At 71.2% G+C, this 19841-nt stretch carries 19 protein-coding genes; 4 read left to right on the top strand and 15 right to left on the bottom strand.

Annotated elements, in window-relative coordinates; genetic code table 11:
* Positions 1-7: 7 nt before the first annotated feature.
* A complete protein-coding gene (locus ACIGEP_RS02055) occupies positions 8-1036 on the bottom strand; it encodes an ATP-dependent 6-phosphofructokinase (RefSeq protein WP_064001520.1) in 1029 nt (342 codons plus the stop codon).
* A 93-nt stretch (positions 1037-1129) separates the two neighbouring features.
* Positions 1130-3286, bottom strand: a complete 2157-nt coding sequence (locus ACIGEP_RS02050; RefSeq protein WP_396659972.1) for a DEAD/DEAH box helicase — start codon at positions 3284-3286, stop codon at positions 1130-1132.
* 238 nt (positions 3287-3524) lie between these two features.
* Here ACIGEP_RS02050 and deoC point away from each other — a divergent pair, with 238 nt between their 5' ends.
* On the top strand, positions 3525-4235 hold the full coding sequence (gene deoC, locus ACIGEP_RS02045; RefSeq protein ID WP_396659971.1) for a deoxyribose-phosphate aldolase: 711 nt from the start codon (positions 3525-3527) through the stop codon (positions 4233-4235).
* A gap of 18 nt (positions 4236-4253) precedes the next feature.
* Here deoC and ACIGEP_RS02040 read toward each other — a convergent pair whose 3' ends face one another.
* Genes ACIGEP_RS02040 through truB form a run of 4 tightly spaced genes read right to left on the bottom strand, consistent with a single transcriptional unit; the run spans position 4254 to position 6974 of the window.
* Positions 4254-5219, bottom strand: coding sequence for a bifunctional riboflavin kinase/FAD synthetase (locus ACIGEP_RS02040; protein WP_396659970.1), 966 nt, complete (start codon positions 5217-5219; stop codon positions 4254-4256).
* On the bottom strand, positions 5216-5671 hold the full coding sequence (locus ACIGEP_RS02035) for a hypothetical protein (protein ID WP_396659969.1): 456 nt from the start codon (positions 5669-5671) through the stop codon (positions 5216-5218). The genes ACIGEP_RS02040 and ACIGEP_RS02035 overlap by 4 nt, the downstream gene beginning before the upstream one ends.
* A gap of 44 nt (positions 5672-5715) precedes the next feature.
* Positions 5716-6084, bottom strand: a complete 369-nt coding sequence (locus tag ACIGEP_RS02030) for a hypothetical protein (RefSeq protein WP_396659968.1) — start codon at positions 6082-6084, stop codon at positions 5716-5718.
* Complete coding sequence (gene truB, locus ACIGEP_RS02025; protein WP_396659967.1) at positions 6081-6974, bottom strand: tRNA pseudouridine(55) synthase TruB; 894 nt, start codon at positions 6972-6974, stop codon at positions 6081-6083. Before truB ends, ACIGEP_RS02030 begins: the two co-directional genes overlap by 4 nt.
* A gap of 23 nt (positions 6975-6997) precedes the next feature.
* Here truB and ACIGEP_RS02020 point away from each other — a divergent pair, with 23 nt between their 5' ends.
* A complete protein-coding gene (locus ACIGEP_RS02020) occupies positions 6998-7864 on the top strand; it encodes an A/G-specific adenine glycosylase (protein WP_396659966.1) in 867 nt (288 codons plus the stop codon).
* 9 nt (positions 7865-7873) lie between these two features.
* Here ACIGEP_RS02020 and rbfA read toward each other — a convergent pair whose 3' ends face one another.
* From rbfA to nusA, 4 genes are all read right to left on the bottom strand, one after another.
* A complete protein-coding gene (gene rbfA / locus ACIGEP_RS02015) occupies positions 7874-8308 on the bottom strand; it encodes a 30S ribosome-binding factor RbfA (RefSeq protein WP_396659965.1) in 435 nt (144 codons plus the stop codon).
* Positions 8309-8446: 138 nt separating this feature from the next.
* Positions 8447-11170, bottom strand: coding sequence for a translation initiation factor IF-2 (gene infB / locus ACIGEP_RS02010; protein WP_396659964.1), 2724 nt, complete (start codon positions 11168-11170; stop codon positions 8447-8449).
* Positions 11171-11262: 92 nt separating this feature from the next.
* On the bottom strand, positions 11263-11529 hold the full coding sequence (locus tag ACIGEP_RS02005; protein WP_396659963.1) for a YlxR family protein: 267 nt from the start codon (positions 11527-11529) through the stop codon (positions 11263-11265).
* 9 nt (positions 11530-11538) lie between these two features.
* Positions 11539-12528: a transcription termination factor NusA gene (gene nusA / locus ACIGEP_RS02000; RefSeq protein WP_396659962.1), complete on the bottom strand. Its 990-nt coding sequence runs from the start codon at positions 12526-12528 to the stop codon at positions 11539-11541.
* A 120-nt stretch (positions 12529-12648) separates the two neighbouring features.
* Between nusA and ACIGEP_RS01995 the strand changes: the two genes are divergently transcribed.
* Positions 12649-13449 carry a DUF1206 domain-containing protein gene (locus ACIGEP_RS01995; RefSeq protein WP_396659961.1) on the top strand — a complete coding sequence of 267 codons (801 nt, stop codon included), beginning with the start codon at positions 12649-12651 and terminating at the stop codon, positions 13447-13449.
* A gap of 3 nt (positions 13450-13452) precedes the next feature.
* Here ACIGEP_RS01995 and ACIGEP_RS01990 read toward each other — a convergent pair whose 3' ends face one another.
* The 3 genes from ACIGEP_RS01990 to ACIGEP_RS01980 all read right to left on the bottom strand — a co-directional run bounded on the left by ACIGEP_RS01990 (position 13453) and on the right by ACIGEP_RS01980 (position 17213).
* Positions 13453-14274: a hypothetical protein gene (locus ACIGEP_RS01990; RefSeq protein WP_396659960.1), complete on the bottom strand. Its 822-nt coding sequence runs from the start codon at positions 14272-14274 to the stop codon at positions 13453-13455.
* A 4-nt stretch (positions 14275-14278) separates the two neighbouring features.
* Positions 14279-15358 (bottom strand): TIGR00730 family Rossman fold protein, encoded by a 1080-nt coding sequence (locus ACIGEP_RS01985; RefSeq protein ID WP_396659959.1) that lies wholly within the window; start codon positions 15356-15358, stop codon positions 14279-14281.
* Between the two features lie 61 nt (positions 15359-15419).
* Positions 15420-17213, bottom strand: a complete 1794-nt coding sequence (locus ACIGEP_RS01980; RefSeq protein ID WP_396659958.1) for a proline--tRNA ligase — start codon at positions 17211-17213, stop codon at positions 15420-15422.
* A 63-nt stretch (positions 17214-17276) separates the two neighbouring features.
* On the opposite strand from ACIGEP_RS01980, the gene pcp reads away from it, so the two are divergent.
* Complete coding sequence (pcp, locus tag ACIGEP_RS01975) at positions 17277-17912, top strand: pyroglutamyl-peptidase I (protein ID WP_396659957.1); 636 nt, start codon at positions 17277-17279, stop codon at positions 17910-17912.
* Here the strand turns inward: pcp and ACIGEP_RS01970 are convergent.
* Together ACIGEP_RS01970 and ACIGEP_RS01965 are read right to left on the bottom strand one after the other, a co-directional pair.
* Positions 17905-18918 (bottom strand): hypothetical protein, encoded by a 1014-nt coding sequence (locus ACIGEP_RS01970; RefSeq protein ID WP_396659956.1) that lies wholly within the window; start codon positions 18916-18918, stop codon positions 17905-17907. The genes pcp and ACIGEP_RS01970 overlap by 8 nt on opposite strands.
* 40 nt (positions 18919-18958) lie before the next feature.
* Positions 18959-19777: a cation-transporting ATPase gene (locus tag ACIGEP_RS01965; protein ID WP_396659955.1), complete on the bottom strand. Its 819-nt coding sequence runs from the start codon at positions 19775-19777 to the stop codon at positions 18959-18961.
* Between the last annotated feature and the right edge of the window lie 64 nt (positions 19778-19841).

The following is a 19841-nucleotide window of genomic DNA, read 5'->3' as shown; positions in this document are numbered from 1 at the left end:
CGCGCGCTCAACCGAACAGCGCGGCGGCTTCTTCGTAACGGTGCGCCGGCACGGTGTGCAGCGATCCGAGCGCCTCCGCGAAGGGCACCCGCACGATCTCGGTCCCCTGCATGGCGACCATCTGACCCCAGGCGCCGTCGACGACGGCATCCGCCGCGTGGAGGCCGAGCCGCGTGGCGAGCACGCGGTCGAAGCCCGACGGCGATCCGCCGCGCTGGATGTGCCCGAGGACGGTCGCGCGGGTCTCGATGCCCGTGATGCGTTCGATCTCGGGGGCGAGGATCTCACTGATCCCGCCGAGACGGGGACGGTTGAAGGCGTCGAGGCCTTTGTCGCTGTAGGCCTCGTCCATGCCGGTGAGGGTGAAGCCCTCGGAGACGACGACGAGCGGGGCACGACCGCGGTCGTGCGCCTTCTGGACCTGCTCGGCGATCTCGTCGATGGACATCGGGTGCTCGGGGATGCAGATGACGTGCGCGCCCGCTGCGATGCCCGAATGCAGCGCGATCCAGCCGACGTGACGGCCCATCACCTCGGCGACCATGCAGCGCTGGTGCGAGTCGCCGGTCGTCCGCAAGCGGTCCATCGCCTCGGTCGCGATGTTCACGGCGGTGTCGAAGCCGAACGAGTAGTCGGTGGCGTGGAGGTCGTTGTCGATCGTCTTGGGCACGCCGAGGACATTGATGCCGTCCTTGTGGAGCCGGTCGGCGGCGGCGAGCGTGCCTTCGCCGCCGATCGCGACGATGCCGTCGAGGCGGTGACCGTACATGGTCTTGGAGATGTTCTCGGCGCCGCCGCGCGGACCCTCGTAGGGGTTCGTCCGGCTCGTGCCGAGGATCGTCCCGCCAACCTTGGACAGGCCCTTCACCTCGTGACGGGTGAGGGGGAAGAAGTCACCGTCGACGACGCCGCGCCAGCCGTCGCGGATGCCCACGAACTCGATGTCGTACGTCGTCGTGCCCTTCAGCACGATGCCCCGGATGACGGCGTTCAGTCCTGGACAGTCGCCGCCGCTCGTGAGGATACCGATCTTCATGAGGGTCCTTAGGTGATCTCGGGTTGGTGCTGGGGGCGACGCTGCCTCGATGACACTATCGCCGCGACGGCATCGCCTGCCAGCCGAGCGGCTTCAGGCGGCGCCGAGCGCCTGCCGCAGCAGGTGCATGAGCGCCGACAGCTGCACGGAGTCGCTCGATGTGGGGTCGACCGCGTCGCCGTCGAGGGCGCGCTGTGCGAGCCCCTGCTTGCTGTCGATCAGCTCGGCGATCTTCGTGTCGATCGTGTGCGCCGCGATGATGCGCCAGGCGGTGACCGGCTCGTCCTGCCCGATGCGGTGCACGCGGTCGATCGCTTGCGTCTGCTCGGCGGCCGTCCAGCTGAGCTCGGCGAGCACGACGTTGGACGCTGCCTGAAGGTTCAGGCCGACGCCGGCAGCCGTGAGCGAGCACACCGCGATGGCGACGTCCGGGTCGCCGTTGAACGCGTCGATCGCCTGCTGGCGGACGGGCGTGGTCTGATCGCCGCGGATGGAGACCGTACGGAGTCCGGCCGACGCGAAGTGCGCCTCGGCGGCATCCATCACGTCGATGTGCTTGGCGAAGAAGACGACCTTGCCGACCGAGCGCTGCAGCTGCACGGCGTAGTCGGCGGCCAGGTGGGACTTCGCCTGGCCGATGCGACGCACCATCGTGAAGACGTTCTCGGAGCCCGAGCCGGCGGCCTTGGCTTCTTCGAGCTCGCCGTGCGCGACGAGGCGCACGATGTCGTCGTCGACGTCGCCGCGGATGACGCGGTCGCCGCGGGCCTCGATGATGCGACGGTACTTCGCCGCCAGTCGCTCGCCCAGCTCGCGTTCGGCAGCGCGGATCGAGCGGCCAAACTCGTCGTCGAGCTCGACGGGGAGGTCGGCGACGAGCTTGTCGGGGAGGTCGGCGGCGACATCCTTCTTCTTGCGTCGGACGATGCCCATCGAGATGACCGCGGAGCGGGCCTCGGGGTAGAACGCCTTGTCGGCGGGGGTCAGACCGGTCTCGTCGAGGCGAGCCATCAGCTCGGGGCCGGGCTTCTCTCCGTTGGTCCAGCCGAGGAAGCGCCAGATCGCGTCGAAGTCCTCGACGTCGTTGATGAGCGGGGTTCCCGTCAGAGCGAGCAGCAGCGGGTCGCGCACCTGCTCGCGGATGCGGGAACCGAGGGCCAGGACGTTCCGCGAGCGCTGCGAGGTCAGGTTCTTGATGAAGTGGGCCTCGTCGACGACCATGCCCTTCAACCCGATCGAGCTGAGCCACGACAGGTGGCGGTCGAGGATCTCGTAGTTCACGATGAAGACGTCCGCGAAGGCATCCATGGTCTCGCCGTCGCCCTGGATCACGGTCGCGCGACGCTGCGGGGTCCACCGCTCGACCTCGCGCGCCCAGTTCATCTTCACGACGTTCGGGACGACGACCAGCAGCGGGTAGGCGTCGGCGACGGATGCCGCGAGCACCGACTGCGCGGTCTTGCCGAGACCCGGCTCATCGGCGAGCAGGAAGCTGCGGTGTCCGGTGCGGACGGCCTCGAGGAACCGCGACTGGTGCGGCATGACGTCGAGGCCTCTGGGCGAGATGCGGTCGAACTCGGGGACGAGAGGGAGGTCCATCGACGCGGCCCCGCCTCCGGCGCCCGTCTCGAAGGCCTTGTAGAGCGGCCCCATCAGCTCCCAGCCGTCGAGCCGACGTCGCGGGGTCGCGACCGGCGCGCGGAGGGCGACATCGGGCGCGAGGAACGGGTTCGACTCCTTGCGGGCCTCGACCTGCGGGGGGACGACCTGACGGTCGGCGATCGCCTCGGGAACAACGGGCGCCTGCGCGGGCTTCGCGTCGGTGATGATCAGCTCGTCCTCGGGCAACTCCGCCCCGGACTCGAGCAGCCAGTCGCGGCGCATGCGGCGCGCGACCGGCGACGTCGCCTGGTCGACTTCGAGCAGCTGGATGAGCGAGGTGTCGCGGGCAGCGGTCTTCGCGAGGATCGTCGCCACGCCGTCGAGACGCTTCAGCAGCTCGGCGCGGGCGCCGTCGGCGATGTCGGCCGCCGCCTTCACCCGCGCGCGCTCCTCACGCACGAGGAAGGCGATCACCTGGAACTTGACGCGGTTGGTCGGCCCGAGCTTGCCGCGCTGGGACTTGGCCTCGACCTCACGCACCTTGCGGGCGAGGATCGGGATGAGGGGTGCCTCGTCGTCTCGGCGCGACGATGATCCCCGGCGACGCCGAGCGGCGGTCTTGGGGGCGGTGGCTGCCGTGGTCGGCATGCTCCTCCTGAGCGTGACACCGGCGGATGCCGGCGAGCGTCGTACGAGACGACGGTGTGCGGGGCCGCGAGGTCGGTCGCGGCGCGGATGTGGTCCCCGGGTCGTCACGGCTGCGGGTACTCGCTTCTGCGAGCTGCGGCGACGGGACGGGCCCTTACCGCCATTCTAGCGCCTCGCCGGCGCCGCCCGCAGACGGCGCGCGCCGGCATCGAGCACGCCGCCGCGTACGCTGGTGGACATGCCCACCGAACGCGAACTCGCCGCCACCATCGACCACGCGATCCTCAAGCCGGAGCTCACGCGCGCCGACGTCGACGCTGAGCTCGACATCGCCGCCGAATGGGGTGTGTTCAGCGTGTGCGTGCGCCCGAGCGACATCCGCCACGCCGTGGAGCGACTCGCCGGCACGGGCGTCGCGGTCGGCACGGTCATCGGCTTCCCGCACGGGACGACCTCGACCGCGGCCAAGGTGGCCGAGGTGCGCCAGGCGGTCGCCGACGGCGCGAGCGAGGTCGACATGGTCGTGAACATCGGCGCCCTGCGCTCCGGCTTCGACGACGTCGTGGTCGACGACATCCGCGCGGTCGTGGAGGCAGCCGGTGGCCGGATCACCAAGGTCATCCTCGAGACCGCTCTGCTCGACGACGAGCAGATCGAACGCGGCAGCCGGCTCACCGAGGCGGGCGGCGCGCACTTCGTGAAGACGTCGACCGGGTTCGCCGGCGGCGGCGCGACGGTGCCGCACGTGCAGCTCATGCGCCGCACCGTGGGTGCGGACGTCGAGGTGAAGGCATCGGGCGGCGTCCGCAGCTACGCCGACGCGATCGCCATGCTCGAGGCCGGCGCGACGCGACTCGGCACGAGCGGCAGCGCCGTCATCCTCGGCGAGGCTCGCCGTGTCGACGCGGGCGATCGGGCCACCGGGGCCGTCGACTCCTCGTCGTACTGACCCCCAAAGCTCCGTCCCTCAGGTCCCGGGCTGCAGCGCGGCCCGGACCTCGGCGACGTCGGCATCCATGCGATCGATGAGGGCTTCGATACCCTCGAAGCGGACCATCCCGCGGATGCGCGCGGTGAACTGCACCTGCACGGTGTGCCCGTAAAGGTCGAGGTCCGTCTCGTCGAGGACGTAGGCCTCGACCTGCCGCTGCGGCACGTCGTCGAACGTGGGATTGGTCCCGACCGAGATCGCGGCGGGGTATCGCGTCGCGGGCCGGACGCGCCCGGCATCCGCCCCCTCATCGATCAGCCAACCGGCGTACACACCGTCGGCGGGGATGAACCCCTCGGCGGTCTGCGACAGGTTGGCCGTGGGGTAGCCCAGCTCCCGGCCGCGCTGCAGTCCGTGGACGACCTCGGCGCGGACGGCGTGCGGACGCCCGAGCAGGCGTGCCGCGTCCTCGACCTGGCCGGCGGCGAGCATCTCGCGCACCCAGGTCGACGAGACCCGGCGGCCGCCTCCCTGGACGTCTCCGACGACGTCGACGGTGAAGCCGTGCGCCGCGCCGAAGGTCGCCAGGAACGCGGGGTCGCCCGCTCCCTCACGGCCGAACCGGAAGTCGACGCCGACCATGACGCAGACCGAGTGCAGGGCGTCGACGAGGACCCGCCGGGCGAAGTCCTCGGGCGCGAGGCCCGCGAGGGCCTCATCGAAGCGCAGCACCAGGACCGCGTCGACGCCGGAGTCGGCGAGGAGGGCGATCTTCTGCTCGACGCTCACGAGCGGCTCCGGGCAGCGGTCGGGTCGCAGCAGGGCGAGCGGGTTGCGGTCGAAGGTGACGGCGACCACCCGCGCGCCGGCGTCCATCGCGGCGACGCGCGCACGGTCGATCACGGCGCGGTGGCCGGAGTGCACGCCGTCGAACTTGCCGATGGCGACGACGCTCGGCCCGAAGCCCGCGGGCACCTCGGCAGGGTCGCGGAAGACGATCATGCGGAGCCCCCCGCGGGACGGACGCGTCGGTGGGCGATGAGCCACCACAGCCCCAGGAACGGCAGCACGAGCGGGATGAGGACGTAGCCGATGCCGTACCCCGACCACACCGTCGGGTGATCGAACAGTTCGGGATGCGTCAGGGAGAGGGTCCCGACGACGAGCACGCCGACGAGCTCGAAGACGATGGCCGCCCACGCGACGCGGTACCACCGCTCCGACGCGCTGAAGATGAGCGCGAGGGTCGCGAGGATGTAGACGAGGGCCGCGAGCGCCGACAGCGAGTAGGCGAGCGGGGCCTCGTCGAACTCGCGGACGATCTGGACGAACGAGCGACCCGTCGCGCCGAGCGCCATGATCGCGTAGACGACCACCAGGACGCGACCGATACCCGTCATCCGACGCCGAGGTGCGGCCGAGGAAGCGGTCGAGGTCGGCGCGGTCTCAGGCATGGCACCTCAATCCTACGACCGCCGCGGCGACCGGTCTGCCCGGGTCAGGCGACCTGCACCGTCCAGATGACGTTCATGCGCCAGATCATGATCGCGATCGCGAACGCGGCCACACCCATGACCACGGTGCTCCAGCGACCACGTTCGACGAGGGCCCACGCGACCGCTGCGGGCGGGATGAGGACCGCAGAGACCAGGTACACCCAGAACTCGAGCAGGTCGCCGGTCGGCGGGTTGCCCGCGAGCGGGGCGATGATCGCGATGACGACCTGCACGATGAGCAGCAGCAGCACGAGGGCCTGCGTGCCCACCGAGAGGTCGCTCGGGCGGCGCCCGGCGAGCCCGAGCACGGTGCACAGCAGCCCCGCCGCGCAGGCGACCGCGATCTGGACGACGGTGAACCAGGCGATCACGGCTGCTCCTCGGGCATGTTCATGAGGCTCTTCACGTCGTCGCCGCGTCGACCGACGATCCCGATGAGCGTGCCGTCGGGGGCGATCGCGGCGGGGGTCTCGGTCTGCAGCCGGTCCACCGCCCCGAGCAGGCGTTTGCCGTGGCGGAGGTCCCTCGCCTCGTCCGCGGTGACCGGGAACGCCCCGAGCAGGGATGCCGCGACATCCGCGGCATCCTGCAGCGGCGCATCGGGGGTCAGCTCGGTGACGGCGTCGGCGACCTCGAAGGGTCCGATCCGCGTGCGACGCAGCGCGATGAGGTGGCCGCCCACCCCGAGGTCGGCGCCGAGGTCGCGCGCGAGCGCACGGATGTAGGTGCCGCTGGAGCAGTCCACGACGACGTCGACGTCGACGACCCCGTCCCCCCGACGGATGCCGCGCACGTCGAACCGGCTGATTACGACCTCCCGCGCCTTCAGTTCGACCTGCTCGCCCGCGCGGGCGAGGTCGTAGGCGCGACGCCCGCCGACCTTGATGGCCGACACGGTGCTCGGCACCTGCGAGAACGCCCCGGTCAGTGATCGGATGCCGCGGTGGATCGCCTCGTCGGCGACACCACCGGCATCCGTTCGCGCCGTCTCGACGCCGTCGGCGTCGTCGGAGTCGGTGGCCACCCCGAGGCGGATCGTGGCCTCGTAGGTCTTGTCGAGCCCGACGACGTACGTGAGCAGCCGGGTCGAGTGGCCGACGCCGAGGACGAGCAGGCCGGTCGCCATGGGGTCGAGCGTGCCGGCGTGGCCGATCTTGCGGGTGCCGAGCGCACGGCGGGCGCGCGCCACGATGTCGTGGCTGGTCACGCCGCCCGGCTTGTCGACGAGGAGGATCCCGCCGCTCCCCTGGGTCTGCTGCATGGCTTCCAGCCTAGGCTGGAGCGGTGCCCGACCTCGCCTCAGCGCTCATCGCGTGGTACCGCGAGAACGCCCGCGACCTGCCCTGGCGACGCGAGGGATTCGGGGCATGGGGCACGCTCGTCAGCGAGTTCATGCTGCAGCAGACCCCGGTGGCGCGCGTCATCCCCCGGCTCGAGGAGTGGCTCGAGCGCTGGCCGACCCCCGCCGACCTCGCTGCCGCTCCCCCGGCCGACGCCGTGCGGCTGTGGGCGAACCTCGGCTACCCCCGCCGGGCGCTGTGGCTGCACCGGGCCGCGACGGAGATCCGCGACCGTCACGACGGGATCGTCCCCCGCGACGTGGAGTCGCTCCTGGCCCTCAGCGGGATCGGCGACTACACGGCACGCGCGGTGGCGGTCTTCGCGTACGGGGACCGGCATCCCGTCGTCGACACGAACACCCGCCGCGTCCTGGCCCGGGCCGTCGACGGACGATCGCAGCCCGGTCCGCCCGGCAAGGGCGATCTGACGGCGATGGCCGCGATCCTCCCCGAAGACGATGACGATGCGGCGGTCGTCAACGCCGCCGCGATGGAACTCGGCGCGGTGGTCTGCGCGGCGCGGTCACCCCGCTGCGGGGTGTGCCCGCTCCGGGAACTGTGCGCCTGGCGCGCGGCGGGATACCCCGACACCGGCGACGACAGGCGCAAGCAGGCGCGCTACGAGGGCAGCGACCGCCAGGCGCGTGGCGCGGTCATGAGGGTGCTCCGGGATGCCGAAGGCCACCCCGTCCCTGCGGACGAGGTGGCCTCGGAGTGGCCGGACCCCGCGCAGCGGGATCGGGCCATCGACTCGTTGATCGCCGACGGGCTGGTGGAGGTCACGGACGGTGCGCTGCACCTGCCCCGGTGACCGTGCCGCTCAGTCCTCGTCGTCGAGCTCGCGCGGCTTGACGTACGGGTCGGTCTCACCGGCGTAGGTGCCCGACGCCGCGATGCCCGCCACGGCCGCGTCGCGCTCGCGCGCCTCGCGCAGCAGGTCCTCGATGTGACCGGCGTTCTCGGGCAGCGCGTCGAGGATGAACTCGAGCGAGGGCGTGAGACGCGTGCCGAGCTGACGCCCGACCTCGCTGCGCAGCATCCCCGTCGCCGCCTTCAATGCCGCAGCCGTGCCCTCGCGGGCCTCGTCGTCGCCGTAGACGGTGTAGAACACCGACGCGTGCTGCAGGTCACCCGTGACGCGCACGTCGGTGATCGTGACGAATCCGAGCCGCGGGTCGCGCAGCCCCTTCTCGAGTCGCTCCGCGATGAGCACGCGGATGCGGTCCGCCAACCGTGCCTGCCGTTCCCCGGCCATAGTCCTTCTCCTTCTCTACCCGGCCCGCGATACGGCTGGCCGGAAACTGCGGAGGACTCGGATGTCCGTCCGAGGCAATCGGGGTAGGGGCCCCGCTCTTGCCGAGGACGGACATCCGAGTCCGTAGCGACCTGAGGATCAGCCGCGCGGCTTCTCCACCATCTCGGTCGTCTCGATCTCGTCGCCGATCTGGATGTCGTTGTACTTGCCGAGGCCGATACCGGCTTCGAAGTCCGTGCGGACCTCGGTGACGTCGTCCTTGAACCGGCGCAGCGACTCGATGGCCAGGCCGTCGGCGATCACGACGCCGTCGCGGATGACCCGCGCCTTGGCGTTGCGCGTGATCGTGCCCGAACGGACGATGACACCGGCGATGTTGCCGAACTTCGAGGAGCGGAACACCTCGCGGATCTCGGCGACACCCGACTGCACCTCTTCGAACTCCGGCTTGAGCATGCCCTTGAGCGACTGCTCGACGTCGTCGATCGCGTTGTAGATGACCGAGTAGAACCGGACGTCCACGCCCTCGCGGGAGGCACGCTCGCGGGCCTTCGTGTCGGGACGGACGTTGAAGCCGATGACGATCGCGTTGTCGATCGTCGCCAGGTTGATGTCCGACTCGGTGATCGCACCGACACCGCGGTGGATGATGCGCAGCTGGACGCTGTCGTCGACCTCGATCTTGAGCAGCGACTCCTCGAGCGCCTCGACGGCACCCGAGACGTCACCCTTGATGATGAGGTTGAGCGACTCGACCTTGCCTTCTTCGAGAGCACGGGTGAAGTCCTCGAGCGAGATGCGCTTGCGGGCCTTGGCCAGCTGGGCGTTGCGCTCGACCGCTTCACGCTTCTCGGCGATCTGGCGGGCCATGCGGTCCTCTTCGGTGACGATGAAGACGTCGCCGGCGCGGGGCACGGAGTTCAGACCCTGCACCTGGACCGGACGCGACGGGTAGGCCTCGTCGACCGCATCGCCGTTCTCGTCGATCATGGCGCGGACGCGTCCGTACGCGGTGCCCGCGACGATCGCGTCGCCGACACGGAGCGTTCCGGACTGGATCAGCACCGTGGCGACCGAACCGCGACCCTTGTCGAGCTTCGCTTCGATCGCGACACCGCGTGCCGCCTTGTTCGGGTTGGCCGTGAGGTCCAGGCCCGCGTCGGCGGTGAGCAGCACGGCGTCGAGCAGGTCCTGGATGCCGGTGTTCTGCCGCGCCGAGACGTCGACGAACATGACGTCGCCGCCGTACTCCTCGGCGACCAGGCCGTACTCGGTGAGCTGCTGGCGGACCTTGGCCGGGTTGGCGTCGGGCTTGTCGACCTTGTTGACCGCGACCACGATCGGCACGTTCGCCGCCTGCGCGTGGTTCAGCGCCTCGACCGTCTGCGGCATGATGCCGTCGTCGGCCGCGACCACGAGGATCGCGAGGTCGGTCACCTGCGCACCACGGGCACGCATGGCGGTGAACGCCTCGTGACCCGGGGTGTCGATGAAGGTGATGGCGCGCTCGATGCCCTCGTGCTCGGTCCAGACCTGGTACGCACCGATGTGCTGCGTGATGCCGCCGGCCTCGCCCGCGACCACGTTGGTCTGACGGATGGCGTCGAGCAGTCGGGTCTTACCGTGGTCGACGTGGCCCATGACGGTGACCACGGGAGGACGGATCTCGAGGTCGTCCTCGTCCTCCGCCTCCAGCTCGGCCTCGAGGTCGAGACCGAAGCCCTCGAGGAGCTCTTTGTCCTCGTCCTCGGGCGAGACCATCTGGATCTTGTAGCCGAGCTCCTCGCCGAGGATCTCGAACGTCGCCTCGTCCAGCGACTCGGTGGCCGTGGCCATCTCGCCGAGGTTGAAGAGGATCGTCACCAGGGTGCCGGGCTGAACGGTGTAACCGCGCAGAGCCTCGAGCTTGTCGGCGAAGTCCGCGATCGACGCGCCGCGGCGCAGCCGGATGATCTCGCCGTTGCCCTTGGAGACGTTGACGCCGCCGACGACCGGCGCCGACCGCATCTCGAATTCCTGCCGCTTCGCCCGACGCGACTTGCGCTGCTTCGACTTGCCGCCGCCCTTACCGAAGGCACCGGCCGTACCGCCGCCGGGTCCACGACCGCGGCCACCGCCGCCACCGGGACGACCGGCGAAACCACCGGCCGGGGCTCCCGGACGCGGAGCGCCGAAGCCGCCACCGCCGCCGGGGCGACCGGGGCCACCCGGACGCTGCTGGAACGGTGCACCGGGACGTCCGCCGCCACCGGGGCGACCAGCACCACCGGGACGCGGCGCGCCCGGACGCGGAGCGCCGGGACGCGGCGCCTGCGGACGCGGGATGTTGCCGGGGGTCGGACGCTGACCCATGCCCTGCGCCGAGGCGAAGGGGTTGTTGCCGGGACGCGGGCCGGCGGGACGCTGACCCATGCCCTGCGAGCTCGCGAAGGGGTTGTTGCCGGGACGCGGAGCGCCGCCGGGACGCGGGGCCTGGGACGCCGGCTTCGCGGGAGCGGGGGCGCCGGGCTTCGGCGCGCCGCCCTCGGGTGCCGCCGTGGCCGGCTTCTCAGCGGCGGGCTGAGCGGGCGCTGCGGGCTCGGGAGCAGCGGGCTCGGGAGCTGGCGCGGGCTTGGGTGCCGACGGGCGCGGCCCGGGGGTCGCACCGGATGCCGGGGCCTTCGCCGCGGGCTTCGCGGGCGCGGCGGCAGGTGCCTTCACGCCTTCCGCCTCGAGGGCGGCGCGGAGCTTGCGAGCCACGGGGGGCTCGATGGTGGATGAGGGGCTCTTGACGAATTCGCCGAGCTCCTTCAGCTTCGCGAGGGCGACTTTACTGTCGACGCCGAGCTCGGAAGCGATCTCGTGCACGCGTGGTTTTGCCACAATTCTCCTGTCTGGGGCCCGCCCCGGACAGGGCGGACCGTCATTCGCGGACGGGTCTCATTTCGAGCCGTTCACTTTGTGTCCATAGCCGTTCAGCCGTTTCGCTGGAGGGGTTCTCTGGTGGTCCGCGCATCCAGTTCCACTGTGTCCAGTGGAGTGGATACCCGTAGTGCGCGTCCGAATGCGCGTCGTGTGAGGGCGGTGCTCACGCACCGGTCCGTGTCATGCACCCACGCGCCCCGACCCGGCAGGACGGCTTTCTCGTCGATGACGAGGGCACCGTCCCGGGCCACGATGCGGAGCAACGAGGACCGGGGGGCACGCGCGCGGCATCCCACGCACGTTCGAACAGCTTCCATCCTACCGCGTCAGGACTCGTCGAGAATGCTGTCGGGCTGGATGTCGATCTTCGCGCCGGTCAATTTGGCCGCGAGCCGGGCGTTCTGCCCTTCCTTCCCGATCGCGAGCGACAGCTGGTAGTCGGGGACGAGCGCGCGCACGGCCTTCGTGGCCTGATCGAGCACGAAACTCGAGGTCACCTTGGCCGGCGAGAGGGCGTTGGCGACGAACTTGGGCAACGTCTCGTCGTAGTCGACGATGTCGATCTTCTCGCCGCCGAGCTCCTCGGTGACCGCGCGCACGCGACGGCCGAGCTCACCGATGCAGGCGCCCTTGGCGTTGACGGCGGGGTCGTTCGCCTTGACCGCGATCTTGGTGCGGTGGCCGGCTTCACGCGCGAGCGAGACGATCTCGACGACGCCCGACGCGATCTCGGGGACCTCGAGGGCGAACAGCTTGCGGACGAGACCGGGGTGCGTGCGCGAGACGGTGATCTGCGGGCCCTTCAGTCCCTTGGACACCGAGGTCACGTAGACACGCAGGCGCGAGCCGTGCGCGTAGTCCTCTCCGGGGACCTGCTCCTCGGGGGGCAGGATCGCCTCGATCGTGCCGAGGTCGACATGCACCATGCGGGGGTTCGGGCCCTGTTGGACCACACCGGCGACGATGTCGCCCTCCTTGCCCTTGAACTCGCCGAGCACCGCGTCGTCGGCGATGTCGCGCAGGCGCTGACTGATGACCTGCTTGGCGGCGAAGGCGGCGATGCGGCCGAAGTCGTCGGGCGTGGATTCCTCCTCGCCGATGACCGCGCCCTCCTCGTCGCGCAGCGGGATGTACACCGCCACGTGACCGGTCTTGCGGTCGAGGTGGGCGCGCGCGCCGTCAGGGAGTTCACCGTCGGGAGAGGTGTGCTTCGCGTAAGCGGTCAGGATGGCCTGCTCGATGATCCGGATCAGTTCCTCGAACGGAATCTCCCGCTCGCGCTCGACAGTCCGCAGCAGCCCCAGGTCGATGTCCACAGGTGCCTCCCTTTTCAGTTGCTCAACACGGCGCCGCGATCACGCCCGGTCTCCCGGTGCGTCGCGGCATCCCATCAACGTTACCCGATCGGACCGCGCACGACCTGAGAAGATCGACGGATGACCGATGCCGTGGAGGATGCCGCGCGCAGTGTGCGCCGCTCTCCCGTCGCGCGGGTGCTGGCGCGCGGAGGCTACGCCGCCAACGGCGTCGTGCACCTCGTCTTCGGGATCGTCGTCATCGTCATCTCCTTCGGCGGGCGCGGCGAGTCCGACCAGGCGGGGGTCTTCACAGCCCTGCTCCAGGCTCCTCTCGGCCTGCTGCTCGTGTGGATCCTCGGGCTCCTCCTCACGGCCCTGGGACTGTTCCAGGCTCTGCGGGCGTTCCTCGCGGAGGGCAAGGATGCCGCGGCCTGGGGACGGCGCGGCTCGGCGGCCGGCCAGTCGCTCGTCTATCTCGCCCTGGGCGCCATCGCGATCACCATCGCGCTCGGCGCCCGCCCCGACGGCGACCGCGCCGCGCAGCAGATCACGCGCGGCCTGCTGGACACGCCCGGCGGCGTCTTCGTCGTGGCCGCGGCCGGCGCCGGCCTGGTGATCGGAGCCCTCGTCTTCGCCTCGATCGGGGTCCGTCGATCCTTCGACAAGCAGGTGACCATCCCCGGCGGTGCAATGGGTGCGGCGGTGACGGCGTCGGGGATCCTCGGATACATCGGCAAGGGGATGTCGGTGCTCATCGTGGGGATCCTCCTCATCGTCGCGGCGGTGAAGCAGGATTCCGCAGCCGCCGGCGGCTTCGACGCCGCGATCGAGGCCCTCCTCGAGCAGATGATCGGCCCCGTCCTCGTCTTCCTCGTGGGACTGGGCCTCGTCGTCTACGCGGTGTTCAGCTTCCTGCGCACGCGCTACGCGAAGCTCTGACGCTCACTGCTCGCCGAATCGGCAGGTCTCGGCGACCCACGTCAGGATCCGCGCCCGGTTGCGCTCCCCCGCCGCCACTTCGATCCGGCCCGTCTCTCCGCGCACCTCGACGTCCACGCCGAAGACGGTCCCCCGCTTGTCCTCCTGCACCACATGCGGATCGCACCGCTGCGGCGCGAGCGGAACCTCGAGGGTCCCGACGCGTCCCTCGACCGGGTAGGTCGCCACACCGTGGCCGAACTGCAGCAGGTTCGTGGACCGGACGGCGACGACCTCGACATCGGCCTCGGCGTCGATCGTCTCGATCCGCAGCGGCAGCGCCGCGTCCCCGGACGCCGACACGCGCAGGTCGCCCCACGTCACCCGCACCGCACGGGCGACCTCCGCGGCGAGGCACTCCCTGCTGCGGAGCCGATCCAAGAAGCCGAGGGCATCGTCGAGCGTGCCCCGCAGCCTCTCGCCGTCGATCAGGGAGAGCTCCCAGGATCGGTCGGGCGACCCGTCTTCGCAGGCGACCACCGGGAGCGTCACGGGCACGTCGACCGACTCGCCGGGACCGACCGTCCACCCCTCCGCCTCGATGGGGGAGCCGAGGCGGTCGTCGACGAGACGGACGCTCCGCACGTCGAGCGCACCCGAGGAGTCGTTCGCGATCCGCACCTGAGCCCTGCGGGCGGCCTCGTCCGAGCGCTCCTGATGCAGCCACACCCGGACGGCCGGGTCGGGGGTCGGGGCCGGCATCGGCGCCGACGCGCAGCCGGCCGGAAGGGCGAGCGCCGCCGCGAGGAGCACCGCCAGGACGGCGCGACGCGGCATCCGGATCATGCGCTCAGGGTACGGCGTGCGGTTCGGTCGGCGGGGTCGCCGCAGGCGCCGAGGGCAGTGCATTGATCGCGCGGATGAGGTGATGCAGCTCGCCGATGCGGTGCCGGTCGAAGTCCAGGAGCAGCCGCGGCAGCTCCAGCCGGTCGTCGTCCTGCCGCTCACGGCGCAGCGGAGCCGTGCGCTGTATGCGTCCGCCGGTCAGCAGATGGGAGAACCGCTCGCTGAGATCCGCGACCTCGGCATCCGTCGGCTCCGCGCACAGTCGCAGCACGAGGCGGGAACCGATCCAGCGCAGCGAGTCGTAGTTGCGCCAGAAGCCGGTGATCTCGGCTTCGGCGGCTTCCACCGAGTCGGTCACGTACACGCGATCGAGGTCGTCCGGCGAGATCACCCCCGACGGGATCAGGTGGTCGGTCGCGAAACGTTTGAGCCCCTGCCAGAACGTGCCCCCGGGCGCGTCGAGCAGCACGATCGGCGTCGGCTCGGCCTTGCCGGTCTGCTGCAGCGTGAGCAGTTCGAACAGCTCGTCGAGCGTGCCGAAGCCTCCCGGGACGCAGACGAAACCTCGCGACTCCTTGACGAGCATCAGCTTGCGCGTGAAGAAGTACTTCATGGCGACGACGCGGTCGGCTTCGGCGATCACGGCGTTCGGCTTCTCCTCGAACGGCAGCCGGATCGAGACCCCCAGCGAGTGGTCCGGCCCGGCACCCTCGGCGGCGGCCTGCATGATGCCGGGACCGGCGCCCGTCACCACCATCCAGCCGCGCTGCGCGAGTGCGCCGGCGATGTCGGCGGCGGCCCGGTACAGCGGGTCGTGGGGGCGGGTGCGCGCCGATCCGAAGATCGTCACCTTGGGGGTCCCCCGGTAGGGGGCGAACAGCGCGAACGCCGATCGCATCTCGGCGAGCGCGGCCGAAGCGATCTTCAGATCGAGCCGGTCGGTGTCGTCGACACCCATCCCGAGACCCGTGACGAGGATGCGGGCGACGAGATCGGCGTCGTCGGTCACACCCGCCTCGGTCAGGAGGGCGCGGACGGCGTCGGTGACGTCCCCGTCGAGGGTGGAGGCGGAACTCGGCGACATCCTCCCAGGCTGTCACGATCCGGCATCCGTCGGGTGAACGGATGACGACGGATGCCGCAGCTCAGGCGGTGAGCGCCGCGACCGCCTCAGCGGCGGCCAGCGTAGAGCGCTCGCCCGTGCGGCGATCCCAGAGCTCGACCTGTCCCTCGGCGGCACCGCGTCCGACGATGAGGATCCACGGCACACCGACGAGCTCGGCGTCGCCGAACTTCACGCCCGGCGAGACCTTCGGCCGGTCGTCGAGCAGCACATCGCGACCGGCGGTCTCGAGGTCGGCGGCGAGCTTCTCGGCCAGCTCGAACGCGGCCGCGTCGCGACCGGTCGCGACGACGTGCACGTCGAACGGCGCGATCGACTCGGGCCAGACGAGCCCGCGGTCGTCGTTGTTCAGCTCGGCGAGGATCGCGAGGATGCGCGTCACACCGATGCCGTACGACCCCATCGTGACCGTGACGAGCTTGCCGTTCTCATCGAGCACCTTGAGCCCGAGCGTCTCGGCGAAGAATCGCCCGAGCTGGAAGACGTGCCCGATCTCCATGCCGCGCGCCAGCTCGACCGGACCCGATCCGTCCGGAGCCGGGTCCCCGGCGCGCACGTCCGAGACGTCGATCACACCGTCGGCCGTGAAGTCGCGGCCCATGACGACGGAGTGCGCGTGCTTCTCGTGCTCGTTCGCACCCGTGACCCAGGCGGTGCCGTCGACGACGCGGGGGTCGACGAGGTAGCGGATGCCCGTGGCCGACTCCTCGCCCAGGACCGGGCCGTTCGTCGACCAGGGGCCGATGTACCCCTTCACGAGACCGGGGTGCTTCGCGAAGTCCGCCTCGGTCGCCGCCTCGACGGCGGCGGGAGCGAAGGCGACCTCGGCGCGCTTGTCGTCGACGTCGCGGTCGCCGGGGAGACCCACGACCACGAGCTCGCGGGCGCCGTCGAGGTGCGTGAGGGCCAGAACGACGTTCTTGAGCGTGTGCGCCGCTGTCCAGGTGTGCGCGCCGTCGGTCGCGGGACCGGCGATGCCGGGGGCGGGTGCATCGAGGTGGGCGTTCGAATGGGCGACGAGCGTCTCGATGGTGGGGGTGTCCGGCGAGTCGAAGACCACGGGCGCGCCGTCGCTGATCGGCAGGGCGTCGGGCACGACGGTGGCGAAGGCCTCGACATTGGCCGCGTATCCGCCGGCCGAACGGACGAAGGTGTCCTCGCCGACGGCGATCGGGTGGAGGAACTCCTCGCTGCGCGCACCGCCCATGAGCCCGTTGTCCGCGGCGACGATGACGTACTCGAGACCGAGGCGCGTGAAGATCCGCTCATACGCATCGCGCTGCGACTGGTAGGACACGTCCTGGCCCTCGTCGGTGTAGTCGAACGAGTACGCGTCCTTCATCGTGAACTCGCGACCGCGCAGCAGACCGGCACGGGGGCGCGCCTCGTCGCGGTACTTGTCCTGGATCTGGAAGATCGTCAGCGGCAGGTTCTTGTACGACGAGTAGAGGTCCTTCACGAGGAGCGTGAACATCTCCTCATGTGTCGGGGCGAGGAGATAGTCGGCACCCTTGCGGTCCTGCAGACGGAAGATGCCATCGCCGTAGGACGTCCAGCGTCCGGACTGCTCATAGGGGTCGCGCGGCAGGAGGGCCGGGAAGTGGACCTCGAACGCCCCGGCGTTCGCCATCTCCTCGCGGATGATCTGCTCAAGCTTCGCCTTGACGCGCAGCCCCAGCGGCAGCCACGTGAAGATACCGGGCGCGGCGCGGCGGATGTAGCCGGCGCGCACCAGCAGACGGTGGCTGGTGACCTCGGCGTCGGCCGGGTCTTCGCGGAGCGTGCGGAGGAAGTATGTCGAGAGACGGGTGACCACGAGCGACAAGTCTAGGTGCGCGCACCCGACCGCCGTGGCGTCAGGGCGCTTTAGCCTGGAACGATGCGCACCGTCCTGCTGACCGGGTTCGAACCGTTCGCGGGCGACGCGGTGAACCCCTCCGGCGACGCCGTCCGCGCGGTCGCCGCGCGCTGGTCCGGGCCGGAGCGCCTGGTGACCGACATCCTGCCGGTCGCTTTCGACGCCGCGACGGCCCGCCTGGCCGCGCTCCTCGAGCAGCACCGGCCCGACATCGTCATCGGCGCGGGGCTCGCCGGCGGGCGCGCGACGGTGACGCCCGAGCGCGTCGCCGTGAACCTCGCTGACGCCCGCATCCCCGACAACGAGGGTCACCGGCCGCAGGACGCTCCGGTCGTCGACGGCGGACCCGCGGCGTACTTCGCCACGCTCCCCGTCAAGGCGATCGATGCGGCGCTCGCGGAGCACGGCATCCCGTCGTCGGTGTCGCACACCGCGGGGACGTTCGTGTGCAACGCGGTGATGTACGCCGCCCTGCACGCCGGCGCCGGCACATCGCTGCGAGCGGGCTTCGTCCACGTGCCGTGGGCGGACGGGAGCGGCCCGGACGGCGCACCGTCACTGCCGTTCGATCTGCTCGTCGACGCACTCGAGGTGGCGGTCCGGGTGTCGCTTGGTGCGGAGGCCGACATCGACGCGGTCGGCGGCGAGATCAGCTGAGGGCGAGGAGCTTCTCCGCCACGAAACGGAGGTCATCCGCGCTCACGCCGCGCTCCGGGTCGCCGAACCGACCCTCGACCAGGATCAGGGCGTCCGCTCCGCGTACGAGCAGGCGTGCTCGGTTGTCCTCCTGGACCTCCGCGGCGTCCGCGCCGTCGATCGCCCCGGTCGTGCCGCCGAACCGGTCACTCACCTCTTCCCACGTCCCCGCAGCGCCCGGCACGATGACGACCTGCAACTCCCGGGAATCGGTGAGCTCGGACCAGTCGCAGGCACGAAGGAGATCCGCCGCCTCGACGGTCCGTCGATCGAACGGGAAGTCCCCTTCCATGATCGGTTCCGGGAACACCTCGTCGGCGCGCAGCACGGCGGAGGGGTCGACGATCTCGGCGAGATCGGTGCAGGACGGGGGTGCGGCCGCCGGCTCGGCGAGCGGGGTCCGGTCAGCGGCGCGTACGGCGTCGAGGGCTGCGTCGCGCAGCCGCACGACGGTGTCGGTCTCGGCCGGCGTCTGCTCCGCCGCGAGGAACGAGACGGCGACCACCATGCCGGCAGCAGCCCCGGTCCCGATGCACTCGATCGCGTCGTAGGACGGGGCGCACTCGGCCTCCGCTCCGGCGACCAGCGATTCCGCCCGATCGGCGGGGAGCGCGACGATGGTGCCCGACAGCGCGTCGGAGTCGAACCCGCAGACGAGTCCGCCCGCCACCTCGGCCGCGGTGGACCACAGCCCGTCCGGCTCCGTCGCGCCCGCGGACCCCGTCGCCTCGCTCAGTGCGGAATCCGCGAGCATCTCGTCGCACGTCGACGAGATCCCTCGAGCGGCGGCATCCGTCGCCTCCGGTGACGGTGTCTCTCCGGCGGATGCCGTGGGCGCCGACGTCGGGCCGGGCGACGGGGCGGCAGCGATCGGGCCCGCGCAGCCCGTCGCGAGAAGAGCGGTGAGCGCAGCAGCCGCGCCCGCAGCGATGACCCGATGACGTCCGATGTTCCCCCGGCGGCGCATGGGGCGACCCTATTCCATGGCGCCCACGCAGGCGAGGAACTCAGCGCCCGAAGATGTCGTCCAGGCCGGGCAGCGCGAAGCCGCCCAGGTCGTCACCGAGACCGGAGACGTGCTCACCGAGCCCGGAGACCTGCTCCCCCACACCCGAGAGGGTGTCCCCCGCGATCCCCTCGAGATCCATCCCGGCGGCGAGCGCGTCGAAGTCGACGCCGAGACCCGCGGCCTGGGCGAGGAGAGGACCGGCGACCGACGTGACTATGGCGCCGCCGGCGACCGCTCCGAGGACGCCCGCGCCGACGCCGATCGCGGCCCCTCCCGCCAGGCGCCCCGCACCGCCGTTCGACCCGGCACGGGCCAGGAGCCCTCGGAGCATCCCGGGCCGTGTCGCCTCCCCGCGCGCCGCGGCACGCGCGAGGTCCGCCGGAGACGACGAGAGCGGTTGTTCGCCGGCGGGCAGTTCCGTCGCCATCCGGGACTGCACGTGCGCTCGCTGCTCGGGTGTCAGCCGCGCGAACGCCTCGCGGTGGATCTGCTCCACCTGACGAGGATCGGCGGTCTGCAGCAGGTAGTCGTAGCGCGCGATGGCCTGGCGGTCCGCCGCCGACAGTCGACCCGTGGCTGCCGATGCCGGGGCGCCTGCGGGCGGCGGCGTCAGGCCCACCGGCGAGCCGGCGGAGCTCGGCGCGGCCGTCCGGGTGTCGGGAGCGCCCCGGCCATCTCCCGCGATGGCGTCCGCAGCGGAGCGGACCATACCGCGCCAGTCCCCCGCTCCGGTGGGCCGGCCGGCTGTCGAGGCCGACGACGAGGAGGAATCCAGGGCCTTGGCCGCCATTCCGATCAGACGCGAGAGCTTGCTCATGCCGATAACGGTATGCATCGGCGCTATGGGCGCCCTGGACGGTTCTGAGGAACCCCCTGACAGA

It is taken from the genome of Microbacterium sp. NPDC077663 (assembly GCF_044542795.1).
GTDB lineage: Bacteria > Actinomycetota > Actinomycetes > Actinomycetales > Microbacteriaceae > Microbacterium.
This window is presented reverse-complemented; position numbering and strand designations above follow the sequence as displayed.

Excerpts from the sequence above, each read along its gene's own strand:
- ACIGEP_RS02055 (WP_064001520.1), bottom strand. The coding sequence starts at position 1,036 with ATGAAGATCGGTATCCTCACGAGCGGCGGCGACTGTCCAGGACTGAAC.
- ACIGEP_RS02050 (WP_396659972.1), bottom strand. The coding sequence starts at position 3,286 with ATGCCGACCACGGCAGCCACCGCCCCCAAGACCGCCGCTCGGCGTCGC.
- deoC (WP_396659971.1), top strand. The coding sequence starts at position 3,525 with ATGCCCACCGAACGCGAACTCGCCGCCACCATCGACCACGCGATCCTC.
- ACIGEP_RS02040 (WP_396659970.1), bottom strand. The coding sequence starts at position 5,219 with ATGATCGTCTTCCGCGACCCTGCCGAGGTGCCCGCGGGCTTCGGGCCG.
- ACIGEP_RS02035 (WP_396659969.1), bottom strand. The coding sequence starts at position 5,671 with ATGCCTGAGACCGCGCCGACCTCGACCGCTTCCTCGGCCGCACCTCGG.
- truB (WP_396659967.1), bottom strand. The coding sequence starts at position 6,974 with ATGCAGCAGACCCAGGGGAGCGGCGGGATCCTCCTCGTCGACAAGCCG.
- rbfA (WP_396659965.1), bottom strand. The coding sequence starts at position 8,308 with ATGGCCGGGGAACGGCAGGCACGGTTGGCGGACCGCATCCGCGTGCTC.
- ACIGEP_RS02005 (WP_396659963.1), bottom strand. The coding sequence starts at position 11,529 with ATGGAAGCTGTTCGAACGTGCGTGGGATGCCGCGCGCGTGCCCCCCGG.
- ACIGEP_RS01995 (WP_396659961.1), top strand. The coding sequence starts at position 12,649 with ATGACCGATGCCGTGGAGGATGCCGCGCGCAGTGTGCGCCGCTCTCCC.
- ACIGEP_RS01990 (WP_396659960.1), bottom strand. The coding sequence starts at position 14,274 with ATGATCCGGATGCCGCGTCGCGCCGTCCTGGCGGTGCTCCTCGCGGCG.
- ACIGEP_RS01985 (WP_396659959.1), bottom strand. The coding sequence starts at position 15,358 with ATGTCGCCGAGTTCCGCCTCCACCCTCGACGGGGACGTCACCGACGCC.
- pcp (WP_396659957.1), top strand. The coding sequence starts at position 17,277 with ATGCGCACCGTCCTGCTGACCGGGTTCGAACCGTTCGCGGGCGACGCG.
- ACIGEP_RS01970 (WP_396659956.1), bottom strand. The coding sequence starts at position 18,918 with ATGCGCCGCCGGGGGAACATCGGACGTCATCGGGTCATCGCTGCGGGC.
- ACIGEP_RS01965 (WP_396659955.1), bottom strand. The coding sequence starts at position 19,777 with ATGAGCAAGCTCTCGCGTCTGATCGGAATGGCGGCCAAGGCCCTGGAT.